Source organism: Marinobacter orientalis, assembly GCF_004792665.1.
GTDB classification, from domain to species: domain Bacteria; phylum Pseudomonadota; class Gammaproteobacteria; order Pseudomonadales; family Oleiphilaceae; genus Marinobacter; species Marinobacter orientalis.
The window spans coordinates 160,738-176,738 of sequence record NZ_SRZX01000003.1 but is presented as its reverse complement, the minus strand read 5'-3'; the positions used below and the strand labels follow the sequence as shown (position 1 = coordinate 176,738).

General features: G+C 58.1%; 15 protein-coding genes. 2 read left to right on the top strand and 13 right to left on the bottom strand.

The features are described 5' to 3' along the window. Positions 1 to 9: 9 nt before the first annotated feature. Positions 10 to 1,008, top strand: a complete 999-nt coding sequence (gene ygfZ / locus DIT72_RS11160; protein ID WP_135955322.1) for a CAF17-like 4Fe-4S cluster assembly/insertion protein YgfZ — start codon at positions 10 to 12, stop codon at positions 1,006 to 1,008. Between the two features lie 117 nt (positions 1,009 to 1,125). Next, the gene (locus DIT72_RS11155) at positions 1,126 to 1,959 is read left to right on the top strand and encodes an HDOD domain-containing protein (RefSeq protein ID WP_135955321.1); all 834 of its coding nucleotides are present in this window, start codon (positions 1,126 to 1,128) and stop codon (positions 1,957 to 1,959) included. A gap of 159 nt (positions 1,960 to 2,118) precedes the next feature. On the opposite strand, the gene ung is transcribed toward DIT72_RS11155, so the two are convergent. The 13 genes from ung to ffh all read right to left on the bottom strand — a co-directional run bounded on the left by ung (position 2,119) and on the right by ffh (position 15,885). Then, positions 2,119 to 2,865: a uracil-DNA glycosylase gene (gene ung / locus DIT72_RS11150; RefSeq protein WP_135955320.1), complete on the bottom strand. Its 747-nt coding sequence runs from the start codon at positions 2,863 to 2,865 to the stop codon at positions 2,119 to 2,121. Positions 2,866 to 2,868: 3 nt separating this feature from the next. Then, on the bottom strand, positions 2,869 to 4,401 hold the full coding sequence (gene lysS, locus DIT72_RS11145; RefSeq protein ID WP_135955319.1) for a lysine--tRNA ligase: 1,533 nt from the start codon (positions 4,399 to 4,401) through the stop codon (positions 2,869 to 2,871). A 54-nt stretch (positions 4,402 to 4,455) separates the two neighbouring features. After that, positions 4,456 to 5,551 (bottom strand): peptide chain release factor 2 gene (prfB, locus tag DIT72_RS11140; protein WP_135955318.1). Its coding sequence is split into 2 segments (ribosomal slippage): positions 4,456 to 5,478 and positions 5,480 to 5,551, totalling 1,095 coding nucleotides; the frame shifts between segments, so codons are not numbered across the junction. Between the two features lie 354 nt (positions 5,552 to 5,905). Further along, on the bottom strand, positions 5,906 to 7,639 hold the full coding sequence (recJ, locus tag DIT72_RS11135; protein WP_135955317.1) for a single-stranded-DNA-specific exonuclease RecJ: 1,734 nt from the start codon (positions 7,637 to 7,639) through the stop codon (positions 5,906 to 5,908). Between the two features lie 5 nt (positions 7,640 to 7,644). Then, positions 7,645 to 9,048 (bottom strand): threonine synthase, encoded by a 1,404-nt coding sequence (gene thrC / locus DIT72_RS11130; protein WP_135955316.1) that lies wholly within the window; start codon positions 9,046 to 9,048, stop codon positions 7,645 to 7,647. Positions 9,049 to 9,060: 12 nt separating this feature from the next. Next, the gene (locus DIT72_RS11125) at positions 9,061 to 10,362 is read right to left on the bottom strand and encodes a homoserine dehydrogenase (protein ID WP_135955315.1); all 1,302 of its coding nucleotides are present in this window, start codon (positions 10,360 to 10,362) and stop codon (positions 9,061 to 9,063) included. Positions 10,363 to 10,475: 113 nt separating this feature from the next. Then, positions 10,476 to 11,222 (bottom strand): DsbC family protein, encoded by a 747-nt coding sequence (locus tag DIT72_RS11120; RefSeq protein WP_135955314.1) that lies wholly within the window; start codon positions 11,220 to 11,222, stop codon positions 10,476 to 10,478. A 138-nt stretch (positions 11,223 to 11,360) separates the two neighbouring features. Beyond that, positions 11,361 to 12,293: a site-specific tyrosine recombinase XerD gene (xerD, locus tag DIT72_RS11115; RefSeq protein ID WP_135955313.1), complete on the bottom strand. Its 933-nt coding sequence runs from the start codon at positions 12,291 to 12,293 to the stop codon at positions 11,361 to 11,363. 108 nt (positions 12,294 to 12,401) lie between these two features. Then, positions 12,402 to 12,758 (bottom strand): 50S ribosomal protein L19, encoded by a 357-nt coding sequence (rplS, locus tag DIT72_RS11110; RefSeq protein WP_135955312.1) that lies wholly within the window; start codon positions 12,756 to 12,758, stop codon positions 12,402 to 12,404. Positions 12,759 to 12,784: 26 nt separating this feature from the next. Further along, a complete protein-coding gene (gene trmD, locus DIT72_RS11105; RefSeq protein WP_135955311.1) occupies positions 12,785 to 13,543 on the bottom strand; it encodes a tRNA (guanosine(37)-N1)-methyltransferase TrmD in 759 nt (252 codons plus the stop codon). A gap of 3 nt (positions 13,544 to 13,546) precedes the next feature. Then, positions 13,547 to 14,074 carry a ribosome maturation factor RimM gene (gene rimM / locus DIT72_RS11100; RefSeq protein ID WP_135955310.1) on the bottom strand — a complete coding sequence of 176 codons (528 nt, stop codon included), beginning with the start codon at positions 14,072 to 14,074 and terminating at the stop codon, positions 13,547 to 13,549. Between the two features lie 33 nt (positions 14,075 to 14,107). Then, positions 14,108 to 14,353, bottom strand: coding sequence for a 30S ribosomal protein S16 (gene rpsP, locus DIT72_RS11095; protein ID WP_135955309.1), 246 nt, complete (start codon positions 14,351 to 14,353; stop codon positions 14,108 to 14,110). Between the two features lie 143 nt (positions 14,354 to 14,496). Beyond that, positions 14,497 to 15,885, bottom strand: coding sequence for a signal recognition particle protein (ffh, locus tag DIT72_RS11090; RefSeq protein ID WP_135955308.1), 1,389 nt, complete (start codon positions 15,883 to 15,885; stop codon positions 14,497 to 14,499). Positions 15,886 to 16,001: the final 116 nt, after the last annotated feature.

Sequence of the window (16,001 nt, the reverse complement as noted above, 5' to 3'; positions counted from 1 at the left end):
GAGCGCTCCATGTCAGACATCGAAAATCCGGCTGCCAACCATCCACTGCTTCATCCGTCCCGCATTACCCTGCCCGACCGGATAATTGTGCGAATAGCCGGCCCGGGGACTGACAAGTTCCTGCAGGGGCAATTCAGTCAGCAGATTGATGATGTCATCCCGGCCCACTCCCCCAGGGCTGCAGCCTGCACCCCGAAAGGTCGCGCCTATTGTCTGACCAGACTCGTCAGGGATGGTGAAGACGTGCTGATGGAGCTGCCCAGGGAACTTGCAGACGACACCCTTGGCCATCTGCGCAAATACCTGATGCTTTTTCGTGGCGCGTCCATGGAGGTGGAACCGGACGCCAGGATAATCGGGTTGATAGGAGCGTCCACGGCAGAACAATTGCTGACTGATGCCACCGACAGACTGGCAGCAGCGGGCGATTCGGTCGTCATCCAGGGGGGGCACCTGATACGCACAATGAACACCGGGGAAGGTGTGGCCCGCTATGAACTCTGGCAGACCGGGGTTCTGGACGAGTCGATTCAGCGCGCACTCAGTAACATTCAGGAGGCAACCCTGGCGGACTGGTATGCTTCCGAGATTGCGGCCGGAGTGGCTGTGCTCACCCCGGCCACAAAAGAAGGCTTTGTGCCGCAAATGCTGAACTGGCAGCACGTAGGGGGGATTCACTTTAAAAAGGGTTGCTACACCGGGCAGGAAGTCATTGCCCGAATGCATTTTCTGGGGCAACTGAAAAAAAGTCTTTTCCGGTATTCAGCCGGCCGGACCGAAAACCCACCGGCTCCCGGAGAAGCTATTGTAAATGGTGACCGCGCTGTGGGTACCGTGATCAATTCCGTGGTTCTGCCTGATGGCACTGCCGAAATTCTTGCGGTGGTCCGGCACGATGCGGCGGAGCTCAGCCTTGCCCCGGAGAGTGCCCCGGACAACTCCCTTTCCCTGCGCCCGCTACCCTATTCGGTTTCGGAACGTGAACAAACAGGGACGTCTGATACATAAGTTGACAGGAAGGACCCGGAAAGTTTGCTATAAAGTACCTAATATACCTGAACAATTTGGCCTTTCCGGACTCTCCTGCCGGCCAGATAACACTCAACAGGCGGACCACAGCTGACCATGTCGAACATTGTCGAAACCATAAAAACCGATCTCACTGATGCCATTGAAAACGACAAACTTGTACTCCCGACGCTTCCGGAAGTTGCGTTGCAGGTACGGGAAATTGCTGAAAATGAGGATTCAGCGATTATGGATCTGGTAAAGGTCATCAGTAATGACACCGCGCTTTCTGCGCGTATCATCCGGGTTTGCAACAGCCCGCTTTTCCGTGGCAGCCGCGCCATTGAAAACCTGAACATGGCAGTCAGCCGCCTTGGAATGGCTTACACCAGCAATCTGGCGATGGGCCTGGCCATGGAGCAGATGTTCCAGGCCACATCCGACATGATTGACAAACGCCTGCGTGCCACCTGGCAGAAAAGCACCGAGGTGGCGGGTGTGTGCCATGTGCTGGCGCAGCATTACACCAGACTGAAGCCGGATCAGGCTACACTGGCCGGGCTGGTGCATCGTATCGGAGTGCTGCCGATTCTGCGTTATGTGGAAGACCGTGATATCCAGATCAGCAGTATCATGCTGGATAATGTGATTGATGAGATCCATCCACGCATCGGGGCGATGATTCTGCAGAAGTGGGAGTTCCCGAAGGAGTTGCAGAATGTGCCTCTGGAATACGCAAATCTGCACCGTGAGGTGCCTGCTGCCGACTATGCGGATCTGGTATTGGTGGCGAATCTGCAGTTGATTGCGGGTACGGATCATCCCTGGACAGAGGTGGACTGGAAGACGATTTCGGCGTTTGATCGGCTGGGGCTGGATCCGGAGGTGGACATGAATGAGGAAGAGGACCTGAATGCGCAGATGGAAGCGGCTATGGCGCTTCTTAAATAGCTCCTTCCTGGCCTCGTAATTCGGGTGGCTGGCCGGAGGTGGAGGTATTTTTCTTCGGGAAAAGAACTCGCTGCGCTCAGACACCTTTTCCTGTCAGAGAAAATACCCCCACCTCCGGCCGATTATACCCGTTGCAGGCCGCCGCCCTTTGCGGTTCCTTCAAGAGCTGGGCTGACTTTTCCCGTATTGTTCCAGTAACTCTGATTTGTTTGGTAAAGACCAATCAACGGTCGGTAGACCGTTTTGTTGTAACCACTCGTTGGCCCGGGAGAAGTGCCGGCAGCCGAAGAAGCCGCGGTAGGCGCTTAACGGGGACGGGTGCGGGCCGTCCAGTATCAGGTGTTTGCTGCGGTCGATGTGCTGGCACTTCTTTTTTGCGTAACTTCCCCAGAGTAGAAACACCACACCCTGCCGCTCCCGGTTGATGGTTTCGATGACCCGGTCGGTGAAGGTTTCCCAGCCTTTGCCGCGGTGGGCGCCGGCCTGGCCCTGGACGACGGTGAGGACGCTGTTGAGCAACAGCACGCCGCGTTCGGCCCAGGGTTGGAGGCAGCCGTGGTCTGGTGGCTGGATGCCGAGGTCGTCGCGGATTTCCTTGAAGATGTTGATCAGGGATGGCGGGACGGCTACATGAGGGCGCACGGAGAAACACAGGCCGTGGGCCTGGCCGGGACCGTGGTAGGGGTCCTGGCCGAGGATGACTACACGGACCTGGTTCAGCGGGGTGCTGTTCAGGGAATTGAACCAGAGGTGGCTGGGGGGGAAGATGGTTTTTCCGGCCTGCTGCTCCGCCACCAGAAAGTCAGCCAACCGCTGCATGTAGGGCTGGCTGAATTCGTTGCCAAGGTGCTCGCGCCAGCCCCGCCCGGCTTTGAGCTGGCTGGCCAGCATCTCCACCGGATGCATGGCTCAGCCCTCGTCTTTCTTCATTTCGGCTTTCTGTTCCGGACGCATGGCGGGGAACAGGATAACGTCGCGAATGGATGCGGAATCGGTCAGCAACATGGCCAGGCGGTCGATGCCGATGCCTTCGCCAGCCGTTGGCGGCAGGCCATACTCCAGTGCCATGATAAAGTCTTCGTCGTAGAACATGGCCTCGTCGTCGCCGGCGTCCTTTTCCGCCACCTGCTCCTGGAAGCGTTCGGCCTGGTCTTCGGCGTCGTTGAGCTCCGAAAAGCCGTTGGCAATTTCGCGGCCGCCGACAAAAAATTCGAAGCGCTCGGTAACAAACGGATCGTTGTCCTTGCAGCGGGCCAGCGGGGACACTTCTTTCGGATAATCGGTAATAAAGATCGGCTGCATCAGGCGGTGCTCGGCGGTTGCCTCGAAAATCTCGATCTGGACCTTGCCAAGTCCCCAGCCATTCTTGATGTAAATGCCGAGCTCCTTGGCCAACCCGCGGGCCCCGGCTTCATCGGCCAGCTGTTCGGCCTTGATGTCGGGATTATGGCGCAGGATGGCATCCACCACGGTCAGGCGCTCGAACGGCTTGCCGAAATCGTATTCAACGGTTTCCTGCTCACCGTTCGCCAGCATGCGGGTATTCACCACGGTCGTGGTTCCCAACACCTTCTCGGTGATGGTGCGGATCATGTCTTCGGTCAGGTCCATCAGGTCATTGTGGTCGGCGTAGGCCTGATAGAACTCAACCATGGTGAATTCCGGATTGTGGCGGGTAGACAGCCCTTCATTGCGGAAGTTACGGTTGATCTCGAACACCCGCTCGAAACCACCCACCACCAGACGCTTGAGAAAGAGTTCCGGGGCGATGCGCAGGTACATGTCGATGCCCAGGGCGTTGTGATGGGTCACGAACGGGCGCGCCGTGGCACCACCGGGGATCACCTGCAGCATCGGGGTTTCCACCTCCATGAAGTCCCGGTCGGTGAAGTACTGACGCATGACACTGATGATTTTCGAGCGGGCGTAGAACACCCGGCGGCTGTCTTCATTCACCATAAGATCGACGTAACGATGGCGATAACGCGCCTCCGTGTCGGTCAGACCCTTGTGCTTCTCGGGCAGTGGCCGCAGGGACTTGGTGAGCAACACATACTCATCCATGCTCACGTACAGATCGCCTTTGCCGGATTTGCACAGGATGCCACGCACGCCCACGATGTCACCCAGATCCCAGTGTCTGGTGTCTTTCTGGACATCTTTTGAGGCATAGATCTGGATGCGCCCGGTCATGTCCTGGACCACTTTGAACGCCTTGCGATCCAGCATCATGCGGCCGGCAATGGCCACCCGGACACCCATCTCCGCCAGTTCTTCCTTGCTCTTGTCGCCGTATTTGGCCTGAAGCTCGGCAGCGGTAGCATCGCGACGGAAGTCGTTGGGAAAAGCGTTGCCCTGCTCGCGCATCTCGGCCAGTTTGGCGCGGCGCTCGGCAATCAGCTTGTTGTCCTCTGGGTGTGCATTCTGTGTGTGGTCAGTCATGTTGGCTCACAAAAAAATCGGGAATGGTCCGGGTCAGCATGGCGAAGGCGACGGTCACAGCGCCATCTTCAGGCTGGCTTCGATAAACTTGTCGATATCACCATCCAGTACCGCCTGGATATTGCTGGTTTCCACCCTGGTGCGAAGATCCTTGATCCGGCCGTCATCCAGGACATAGGACCGAATCTGACTGCCCCAGCCAATGTCGGCCTTGGCGTCTTCTGCCCTCTGCTTCTCGGCGTTACGCTCCTGCATCTCACGCTCGAACAGCTTGGCCTTGAGCTGTTTCATGGCCTGATCCTTGTTCTGGTGCTGGCTTCGACCAGCCTGACAGGCCACAACAATACCGGTGGGATTATGGGTCAGACGCACTGCGGACTCGGTCCGGTTAACGTGCTGGCCACCAGCGCCCGAGGCGCGGTAAACATCCACCCGCAGATCAGACGGGTCAATCTCGATTTCGAAGCTGTCATCCACTTCCGGCGATACAAACACCGACGAGAATGAGGTGTGGCGACGGTTGCCGGAATCAAACGGCGATTTGCGCACCAGCCGGTGAACCCCGGTTTCCGTACGCAACCAGCCGAAGGCATACTCACCCTGGATGTGGACGGTGGCACTTTTGATACCCGCCACATCGCCTTCCTGCAACTCGACGATCTCGGCCTTGAACCCACGGTGCTCGGCCCAGCGCAGGTACATGCGCAGCAGCATATTCGCCCAGTCCTGGGCCTCAGTACCGCCGGAGCCGGCCTGGATGTCCAGGTAGGCGTTATTGGCGTCCATCTCGCCCGAGAACATACGGCGGAACTCGAGTTTTTCAAGTTCTTTGTCGAGACTTTCCAGGTCGGCCTCAATCTCTGCAACCGTACCTTCATCCTCTTCCTCAGCCGCAATTTCCAGCAGCCCTTCGGCATCGTCCAGGCCGGTGGTGAGGTTGTCGATGGTACGTACAATCAACTCAAGATCGGACCGCTCCTTGCCCAGCGCCTGGGCCCGGTCAGGGTCTTCCCATACCGAGGGTACTTCCAGCTCGCGTTCTACTTCGGTCAGTCTCTCACTACGCTGATCGTAGTCAAAGATACCCCCTGAGCGCTTCAGTGCGCTCACGAAGGTCTTTTATCTTCGTAACAATGGGATTGATTTCCATGAAATCCTTACTCACTCTCGGAAAATGGATGCGATCAAAAATCAGACGCGAGATTCTACCGGAAATCTGTTTCTAAATCAGCCGGTGGGTTTTTAGTTGGGTGCATGCATTGGTCGGCTTCGGTTTGTTTCGTTAATTATGCCTTTGGCGTTGGCTCTCTGGCTTTTTGTCGGATTACGGCCTTTCAGGCCTAATCCGTACCTACGTTATACGGCGTTAACTCTCAGGTTTGATCGGGCCTGGGGGGGGTATATTTTCTGCCAGAAAAAGGTGTCTGAGCGAAGCGAGTTCTTTTTCCACAGAAAAGATACCCCCACTCCAGGCCCAGCCCACCATTGCCGAGGTCCCGAAGAATCAGACCAAAGGCTCCAGATAATCCACCAGAAGCTGCAAGTTGGTACGCCCACGAAAGGTATTGGCATCAGGCTTGTAAACCAGCCGGGCCCCGGTCCTGGTGTAGTCGGGCACTTCCGGACCCGTATTAAAGGCGATACCGTCGATGATGGCGCCGCCCTCTTCCGGCTGGAGAACCAGCTTCAGGTGGTTCTCACCGACAATGCGCTGGCTGACCACGCGGAAGTTGCCGTCGAACAGTGGCTCAGGAAAATGCTGACCCCAGGGGCCGGCCCGTTTGAGCAGGGTGGCGGTGTCCAGGTGGAGTTCGTCCGGACTCAGGGGGCCGTCAGTGGTGATGGCAGCTTCCAGGTCTTCCGCCCGGACGGTCTCGCGCACGGCCCTGTCAAAGGCCTTGCTGAAAGCGTCCAGATCGGTTCGGGACAGCGTCATGCCGGCCGCCATAGCGTGGCCGCCGTATTTTTTCATCATGCCGGGATGGCGGGCGTCGACCACCGCAAGTACGTCCCGGACATGAAGTCCGGGGATGGAGCGGGCAGAGCCCTTGATGTCCTCGCCGTTGTCGTCCGGAGCAAAAGCGATGGTCGGGCGGTGGGTCTGTTCGCGGATGCGGGCGGCCAGTATGCCGATCACGCCCTGGTGCCAGTCAGTGTCGAACAGAGCCAGGCCCCACGGAAGGCCCTCAATATCCAGCGACATCGACGCCAACAGGTCCTGGGCCTGGGTTTTCATGTCTTTTTCGATAGTCCGCCTTTCGCGGTTGAATGTGTCCAGCTCACGGGCCAGGCGCAGGGCCTCATCGCGGCTGTCAGCCAGCAGGCAGGCAATACCAACGCTCATGTCATCCAGGCGCCCGGCTGCGTTGAGGCGGGGGCCAACCACGAATCCGAGGTCGGTGGAGCTGATTTCGCTGTGGTCGCGCCCCGCCACTTCCAGCAGTGCCAGGATTCCCGGACGGGCTTCGCCCTGGCGGATGCGGCGCAGTCCCTGCTCCACGAAGATGCGATTGTTATGGTCCAGCGGCACCACGTCAGCCACGGTGCCCAGGGCGACAAGATCCAACAGGTTGCCAAGGTTGGGCTGGGGATCCGGCAGTAAACCCTGTTCCCGCAGATGCTTGCGCAAAGCTGTCAGCACGTAGAACATCACGCCCACACCTGCCGCGTTCTTGCTCAGGAAGGGACATCCGGGCTGATTGGGGTTCACGATAGCATCGGCATCGGGAAGGGTTTCCCCCGCCAGGTGATGGTCGGTCACAACCACCTTTATGCCAAGATCCCGGGCGGCCTGGACACCGTCAATCGCAGAAATGCCATTGTCCACAGTTACCAGCAGGTCCGGCAGGGAATCTTCTTCCTGGAGCCGGTGAATAATTCCGGGCGTCAGGCCATAGCCATCGGAAAATCGGCTGGGCACGCGGAAGTCGATATCGTTCAGCCCCAGCATACCCAGGCCCAGCATGGCCACCGCCGTACTGGTGGCACCGTCGGCATCGAAGTCACCCAGGATCAGAACCCGTTGCTGGCCGGTAATCGCCTCCGCCAGTAGTGCCACAGCCCCCTCGATACCCTGAAGATCCATGGGTGATGCCAGATGCTTCAGGGTGTAGCTCAATTGTTCATCCGAGCTGACGCCACGGGCGGCGTAGAGGCGGCGGAGTAGAGGCGGCAAGCTTTTACCCCAGTCCGGGGTGGTTTCCGGACCAGAGCGACGCAGGATCTTTTTTGGTGCCATACAGGTCAGGTATTCTTCCAGTGTCTGGCGATGAAGTCCTGCACCGCAGGCAAGTCATTATCCAGCACGGTATATTGCTCTTCCCGCTCGAACAGATCAGACATGTGCGCCGGCAGTGCCGGCTCTGCCTTGACGCCGGATCGCAACACCGCATCCGGGAACTTGGCAGGGTGCGCGGTGCCGAGGGTTATCATCGGAATGGCCGGGTCCCGACGGCAGTTACGGGCTGCTCGCACACCGATGGCGGTGTGGGGATCCAGCAGGTATTCATTCTGCCCGAAGATTTCACGGATGGTGTTCGTGGTGTCTTCGTCGCTCACGGCGTGGCTGTCAAAAAGTTTGCGGGCATGCTTCCAGCGGTAGTCTTCGATGCTCACCGGCCCCCTCGAGGCATTCTCCAGCAACTCTTTTACAGCAATGCCATCGCGGCCGTGCAGATCAAACAGCAGGCGCTCGAAATTACTGGACACCATAATGTCCATGCTCGGCGACAGCGTATGCTCCAGCTTCAGCTGCTCGTACCGGTTGCCGCTCATGAACCGGTGCAGGATGTCATTGCGGTTGGTGGCAATCACCAGTTGGGAGACCGGCAACCCCATTTTTCTGGCCAGGTAACCGGCAAAGATGTCGCCGAAGTTACCCGTTGGCACAGAGAAGGCCATGCTGCGGTCCGGGCCGCCAAGGGCCAGGGAGGCATGAAAATAGTAGACAATCTGAGCCATGATCCGGGCCCAGTTGATGGAATTCACTGCAGCAAGCTGGGTTTTTCCGCCGAGGAACGACTGATCACCGAAGCTTGCCTTGACCATGCGCTGGCAGTCGTCAAAGTTGCCACGTACCGCGATATTGTGGATGTTGTCACCCTTCACGGTGGTCATCTGGCGGCGCTGCACCTCGGAGACACGCTCGTGGGGATGCAGGATGAAGATATCCACGTGCTTGCAGCGACGGCAACCTTCGATTGCAGCGGAACCGGTATCGCCGGAGGTTGCCCCCATGATCACCACATGCTGCTGGCGTTTCTCAAGAACGTAGTCCAGCAGGCGTCCCAGCAGTTGCAGGGCGAAATCCTTGAACGCCAGTGTGGGGCCACGGAAAAGTTCCATGACCCATTCGTTGGTATCCAGCTGAACCAGTGGCGCAACCGCCTTGTGGGCGAACACATCACCGTAGGTCTCATCAAGCATTTTGCGGAAATCTTCCGCCGGAATGGCATCGTCCACGAACGGATGCATTACCTTGAAGGCAAGCTCACTGTAGGAAAGCCCACGCCAACTGCGGATTTCTTCGAGGCTGAAATGTGGCAGGGATTCCGGGACATAGAGGCCACCGTCGGTGGCCAGGCCTGTCAGCAGGACATCTTCAAAGCCCAGGGCGGGAGCTTCGCCCCGTGTACTGATGTATCTCACCTTGCGTTCCTGTCAGTTAAAGTTTTCGGCACGGATGCGAACGACCTTTCCGTCGATGTCACTGAGGGCTTCGAGTTCTTCAATGGCGCGGTTGATCTGGCGCTCCTGAACCGTGTGGGTCAGGATGATCACCGGAATACGGCCATCCTTGAGCTCCGATTCCTTCTGCATGATGGACTCGATGTTGATGCCGTGCTCGCTGAGGGTGGAGGCTACTTTCGCCAGCACCCCGGGGCGATCCAGTGCCTGGATACGCAGATAATAGGCTGACTGGACGTCTTCCATAGGCAGCACCGGAAGATCTTCCATGGCCGACGGTTCAAAGCCGAGATAAGGCACACGCTGGGTGCTTTCAGCCGCGACGGAACGGGCCGCATCGATGATATCGGCAATCACCGCAGAAGCAGTGGCCTCATCGCCCGCGCCGGGGCCGTAATACATGGTCTGGCCAACGGCATCGCCATCCACCAGTACCGCGTTCAGCACACCGTCGACCTGAGCAATCAGGTGGCTGCGGGGAACCAGTGTAGGATGGACGCGCAGCTCGATGCCGTCATCGCGACGACGGGCGATACCCAGATGTTTGATGCGATACCCCAGAACCTCGGCATGGGCGATGTCGTAAGGGGTGATCTCGGAAATTCCTTCGGTATAGGCTTTCTCGAACTGAAGTGGCACACCGAAACCGGCCGAGGCCAGGATGGTCAGCTTGTGAGCGGCGTCAATGCCCTCGACGTCAAAGGTGGGATCGGCTTCGGCATAACCCAGATCCTGGGCCTCTTTGAGCACTTCAGCGAATTCACGGCCGGCGCGCATTTCGGTCAGGATGTAGTTACCGGTTCCGTTGATGATGCCGGCAATCCAGTCGACCCGATTGGCCGCCATACCCTCACGAACCGCCTTGATGACAGGAATCCCGCCAGCAACACCCGCTTCGTAGGAAACAATCACGTTTTTCTTTGCCGCAGCCTCAAAGATCTCGTTGCCATGAACCGCAATCAGGGCCTTGTTGGCCGTCACCACGTGCTTGCCATTGTGGATAGCTGCCAGCACCAGTTCCCGGGCAGTTTCGTAGCCGCCAATCAGTTCCACCACAATATCCACGGACGGATCATTCACCACGTCAAATACGTCGGTGCTGAACGGAATATCACCAAGGTCAATATCCGTGCGGGGTGTGCGTGTCGCCACCCTGGCAATCCGGATATTGAAACCTGTCCGGCCCTTGATCAGTCCGGCATTCCGGGTCAGTACGTTGAACGTACCACCACCGACTGTTCCCAGTCCGCAGATTCCGACATTAACGTCTTTCAAGCTTTCACCTCTGTTCCCGATGGGTTGCTGTGGGGAGCGACAGTATAACGGTTAACGTGCGCCCGAATAAGCCCCGAGCAACACAACAGCCCGAGCATCAGTTCGGTAGACTATCAGAGCAGCCCAAGGCCTTCAGCCAGTTTTTCTGCCGGTACGTAACCAGGCACCATGTTGCCGTCTTCGAGCACAATCGCCGGGGTACCTGTCACACCGACGCGACCACCCAGTTGGAACTGCTCCCTGACCGGGTTGTCACAGCTCTGCTCTTGCACGCTACGGCCCTGTTTGGCGGCATCCATGGCTGCCTGCTGGTCATCCGCACACCAGACTGAAATGTATTTGCGGAATGAGGGCGTGTTGGGCCCGGAGCGGGGGAACCCATAATAGTGAACCGTAATCCCCATTTCATTGAGCTTTGGCACTTCGTCATGCATCTTGCGGCAATATGGGCAGTCAATATCGGTAAACACGGAAATGGAGGCCTTCTCCGTGCCCCTGGCAGCATAAGTGATTGTCCCTTTGTCACCAAAATCGTCCATCGTCCGGGCCCGTTGCGAGGCTCTTTCCTGCTCGGAAACGTTGGCGATGCCACCGCTGGTAATCTTCAGGAGGTCACCGGTCAGGAGGTACTGGCCATCAGCGGTGGTATAAATAGTATCCCCATTACTGGTGTACACCTCGTACAGGCCCCCGGCTTCCGACTTGCGAACCTCGGAAATTTTCAGACCCGGAACCGCTGCCGTCAGCTTTTCGGTAATGTTATCCTCGATCTCACCCGCTTGAAGGGTTGATGCTCCGGCCATGGCGAGGACGGCGGTGACAAACAGCAGACAGGACTTGAACAGGCTCTTGATCAACATATAGGCTTCCAGTTTCCAGGGCTCACAGGATATTCGGTTATCAGGTCGACGGGTTTCCCGCCGCGATGTTGCGACACCGGCCGCCTCAAAAAGTTCAGTGTAGCAAGGCGCGTCGCTGGCGCCTAACCAGACTGCACACTAACCCCGTGGATGGTGGGACTGGTGCAGTGACTGCAACCGCTGACGTGCCACATGGGTGTATATCTGTGTAGTGGACAGATCCGAATGACCGAGTAGCATCTGCACTACCCTCAGGTCGGCACCGTTATTCAGCAAATGGGTCGCGAAGGCATGACGCAGGGTGTGGGGCGACAGATGTTTGTGGATTCCTGCCCGGGCGGCATAGTGTTTGATCCGATGCCAGAAGGTTTGCCGGGTCATGGCGGCCGGGCGGTTACCGGGAAACAGGGCGTCACAGGGTCGTCCTCTGAGAAGCTCGCTTCGCGCTTCCTTCATGTAGCGCAGCAACCAGTCGATGCCTTCCTCCCCAAGGGGAACCAGACGCTCCCTGTTCCCTTTTCCCACAATCCTGACCACACCCTGGCGCAGATTAACCTCGTCAACGGTAAGCTCTACCAGCTCCGAGACCCGTAAACCGCAGCCATACAGAATTTCCATCATGGCCTTGTCGCGAAGCTCGATGGGGACGGCCGGGTCGGGCTCTGACAGCAGGTTGTCCACGTCTTCCTCAGACAGGGAGTCTGGCAATCGCCGCGGAAGCCGGGGGCTGTCAATGCGAAGCGTGGGGTCTTCCGCGATCACGCCCTCCCGCAGCAGATAGCGGAAGAAGCGCCGTAAACCGGACAGGCGACGGGCGGCGGTGGAAGTCTTGAAGCCATCCGCCAGCCCGCGGGATATCCAGGCCAGCAGATCGCTGCGACGCACTTCTGTCAGCAGAGGCTTTCCCGGTTGCTCCTGCAACCAGGCCGCCAGGCGTTCGAGATCACTGCGATATGCCTGCCGGGTCTTCTCACCCAGCCCGTCCTCGAGCCATACGGCATCGCTGAAGCGGACAATAACCACTTCGTCCTGCGGCCGCAGTTCAGCTCTGGATGTGGTTTTCCGGATCATGGCCGTTTACTCGAAACACAACGCACAGAGCAGTGCCGGGGGCGGATGCAAAAAAGGCAGCCGAGGGCTGCCTTTTTCTGACGAACTGTGACCAGCAACCGGTGCTGCTCAGCCCAGCTTTTCCTTGATCCGGGCTGCCTTGCCAGACAGGTCGCGGAGGTAATAAAGCTTGGCCTGACGTACGTCACCGCGCCGCTTCACGCTGATGCTGTCGATCAGCTTGGAGAAAGTCTGGAAAGTACGCTCAACACCAACGCCGTAGGAGATTTTCCGCACGGTGAAGGAAGAGTTCATGCCACGGCTGCGCTTGCCGATAACAACGCCTTCAAACGCCTGCAGTCGCTCGCGGTTGCCTTCAGTTACGCGCACCTGAATAACCACGGTGTCACCCGGCGCGAAGGCAGGGATTTCCTTGGTCATCTGTTCTGATTCAATCTGACTGATGATGTTGTTCTTGCCACTCATCGTTTGTGCTCCTGATACCCAATCTTTTAATGCCCTGATGATTCAGAGGCACCCGGTTCATTCAAAATCTCTTCCAGCAGCTCACGCTCTTCGTCCGTAAACACCCGCTTTTCCAGCAGGTCGGGGCGTCGCTCCCGGGTTCGCCTCAACGACTGTTTAAGCCGCCAACGCCGGATCTGATCATGGTGACCGCCCAATAAAACATCCGGCACCGCCTGACCCTCATAAACCTCGGGCCGGGTGTAGTGCGGACAATCCAGCAAACCGTCAGCAAAGGAATCCTGCTCTGCCGACTGCGCATGACCCAGCGCTCCGGGGATGAGGCGTGTGACCGCATCAATAACAGCCATGGCTGCCAGTTCGCCACCGGAGAGCACGAAGTCACCCAGTGACACCTCCCGGTCGACTTCGGCCGATATCAGGCGCTCATCGACGCCTTCGTACCGCCCGGCTACCAGAATGAGGTTCTGTTCTGCCGCCAGTGACTCAACCACGCCCTGGTCCAACGGTTCTCCCTGGGGAGACAGATAGACCACGCAGGCTTCACCGGGTGCCGACGCCCTTGCCGCATGAATGGCGTCCCGCAGTGGCTGGATTTTCATCAGCATGCCCGGGCCACCACCATAAGGCCGGTCGTCAACGGTGCGGTGACGATCATGGGTAAATTCCCGGGGATTCCACGCACTGAAAGTCAGCAAACCATCCCTGACCGCCCTGCCGGTAATCCCGTAATCTGTCACCGCCGCAAACATCTCCGGGAACAGACTGACTGCGCCAATCCACACCCGTCAGAACTCCGGATCCCAGTCAACCACCATCCGCGAGCCGGCCAGATCCACGCTCAGGACAACCGCGTCCGGACGATAGGGAATCAGCCGCTCGCGCTGGTCAATGGAGGCATCGGTTGCCCTCACCACCAGAACATCGTTGGAGCCTGTCTCTATCAGATGATGCACCCTGCCCAGGCATTCATCCTCTGTCGTGAACACGTCAAGGCCCTCCAGTTGCTGCCAGTAGTATTCCCCTTCGGGCAACTCCGGCAGCTCTTCGGTAGACACAACGACATCGGCGCCGCTGTAACCGAGCGCCACTTCACGATCATCAATGCCTTTGAGCCTGACAACGATCCCCTGGCCTTGCCGGCGACCTTCCTCAAGCTTTGCCGGGATACGCTTGCCGTCGCGGACCAGCGTCCAGTCACGGTAGTTCAGTATCCCTTCTTTGGGGTCAGTGTAAGAGTAAACCTTGAGCCACCCTTTAACCCCAAATACCGAGGTGATCTGACCAATCACAGTTTCCTGCGAATGCTGCGCCATAACCTAACCCCGGTGATGAAACATGACTCTTTGTTACTCTGCCGCAGCGCCTTTCAGCAGCTGTGCAACGCGCTCGCTGGTCTGAGCGCCCTGGCCCAGCCAGTGCTGAATGCGATCGCGATCGATACGCAGACGCTCTTCCTGACCGCGCGCGATCGGATTAAAGAAACCAACGCGCTCGATAAAACGACCGTCGCGGGATTTGCGGCTGTCTGTCACTGTCAGATGGTAGAACGGGCGCTTCTTGGAGCCGCCGCGAGCCAAACGGATTATTACCATTTCGACCAATATCCTGTTCTGTTGAACGAACTTTGTACGATTCACACCCGCCAAACCAAGGCCGGCGCGAAGACCCATACTCGAAAGGGGCGCTATTCTATGCTAAATCAACGCCAAAGAAAACAGGCAATACATCCCGGTTTCTACATACGCCCACGGGGCGGCATTCCACCGCCACCTCCGCCCGGCGGCATCATACCGCCAAGACCGCGCATCATGTTAGCCATTCCGCCCTTCTTGCCCATTTTCTTCATCATTTTCTGCATTTGCTTGTGCTGTTTCAGCAGTCGGTTGACATCCTGGATCTGCGTACCGGAACCAGTTGCAATGCGGCGCTTGCGGGAATTATTGATCACGTCCGGATAACGACGCTCCTTCGGCGTCATCGAGCAGATGATAGCCTCCATCTGCCCCATGGACTTGTCGTTCACCTGCTGCTGGGCCATTTGCGCCATCTGCCCCATGCCCGGCAGCTTGTCCATCAGGCCGCCGATACCACCCATGTTTTTCATCTGTTGCAACTGGTCGCGGAAATCTTCCAGGTCAAAGCTCTTGCCCTTCTTGATCTTCTTGGTCAGTTTCTGGGCTTTCTGCTGGTCAATCTTGCGTTCGGCTTCCTCGATCAGGGAAAGCACATCCCCCATCCCCAGAATCCGTGACGCCACCCGGTCAGGATGGAACGGCTCCAGGGCGTCGGTTTTCTCCCCCACACCCAGAAACTTGATAGGCTTGCCGGTGATGTGGCGCACCGACAGCGCAGCACCACCGCGGGCATCACCATCGGTCTTGGTAAGAACCACACCCGTCAGCGGCAGCGCATCGTTAAAGGCCTTGGCGGTGTTGGCAGCGTCCTGACCGGTCATGGCATCCACCACGAAAAGGGTCTCAACCGGATTCACTGCCTTGTGCAGGCGGCCTATCTCGCCCATCATCTGCTCATCGACATGGAGACGGCCTGCAGTATCCAGGATCACCACGTCTATATGCTTCCTGCGGGCGGCGTCCATCGCGCCATTGGCAATGTCGACAGGGTCCTGATCCGCAGAGCTGGGGAAAAACTCGACACCGACTTCCCCGGCCAGGGTTTCCAGCTGGCGTATCGCTGCCGGACGATACACGTCTGCGCTCACAACCATGACGGACTTTTTGTGCCGTTCCTTCAGGAATCTGGCAAGCTTGGCAACGGTGGTGGTCTTACCCGCACCCTGCAAACCGGCCATCATGATCACCGCCGGGGGGGCCACCGCAAGATTGAGGGACTCGTTGCCATCCCCCATCACGCGCTCCAGCTCCTGCTGGACCACTTTCACGAATACCTGCCCCGGGCTGAGGCTACGCTGGACTTCCTGGCCAATGGCCCGCTGACGAACGCCCTCTATAAACGCCTTGACCACTGGCAGGGCAACGTCTGCCTCCAAAAGCGCCATGCGAACTTCACGCAGCGTTTCCTTTATATTGTCGTCGGTCAGTCGCGCCTGACCCGAGATCTTGCGCAGACTGCCGGAAAGTCGGTCCTGGAGGTTTTCAAACATGTTGATCTTCCGTACCCGGATTAATTGAGTGCATGAAACACGGGAACCCGATCTGGTTCCTTGATTCCTGTTGCATAATCGCGACATTATAACCAGACTATCGCCCTGAAACGACC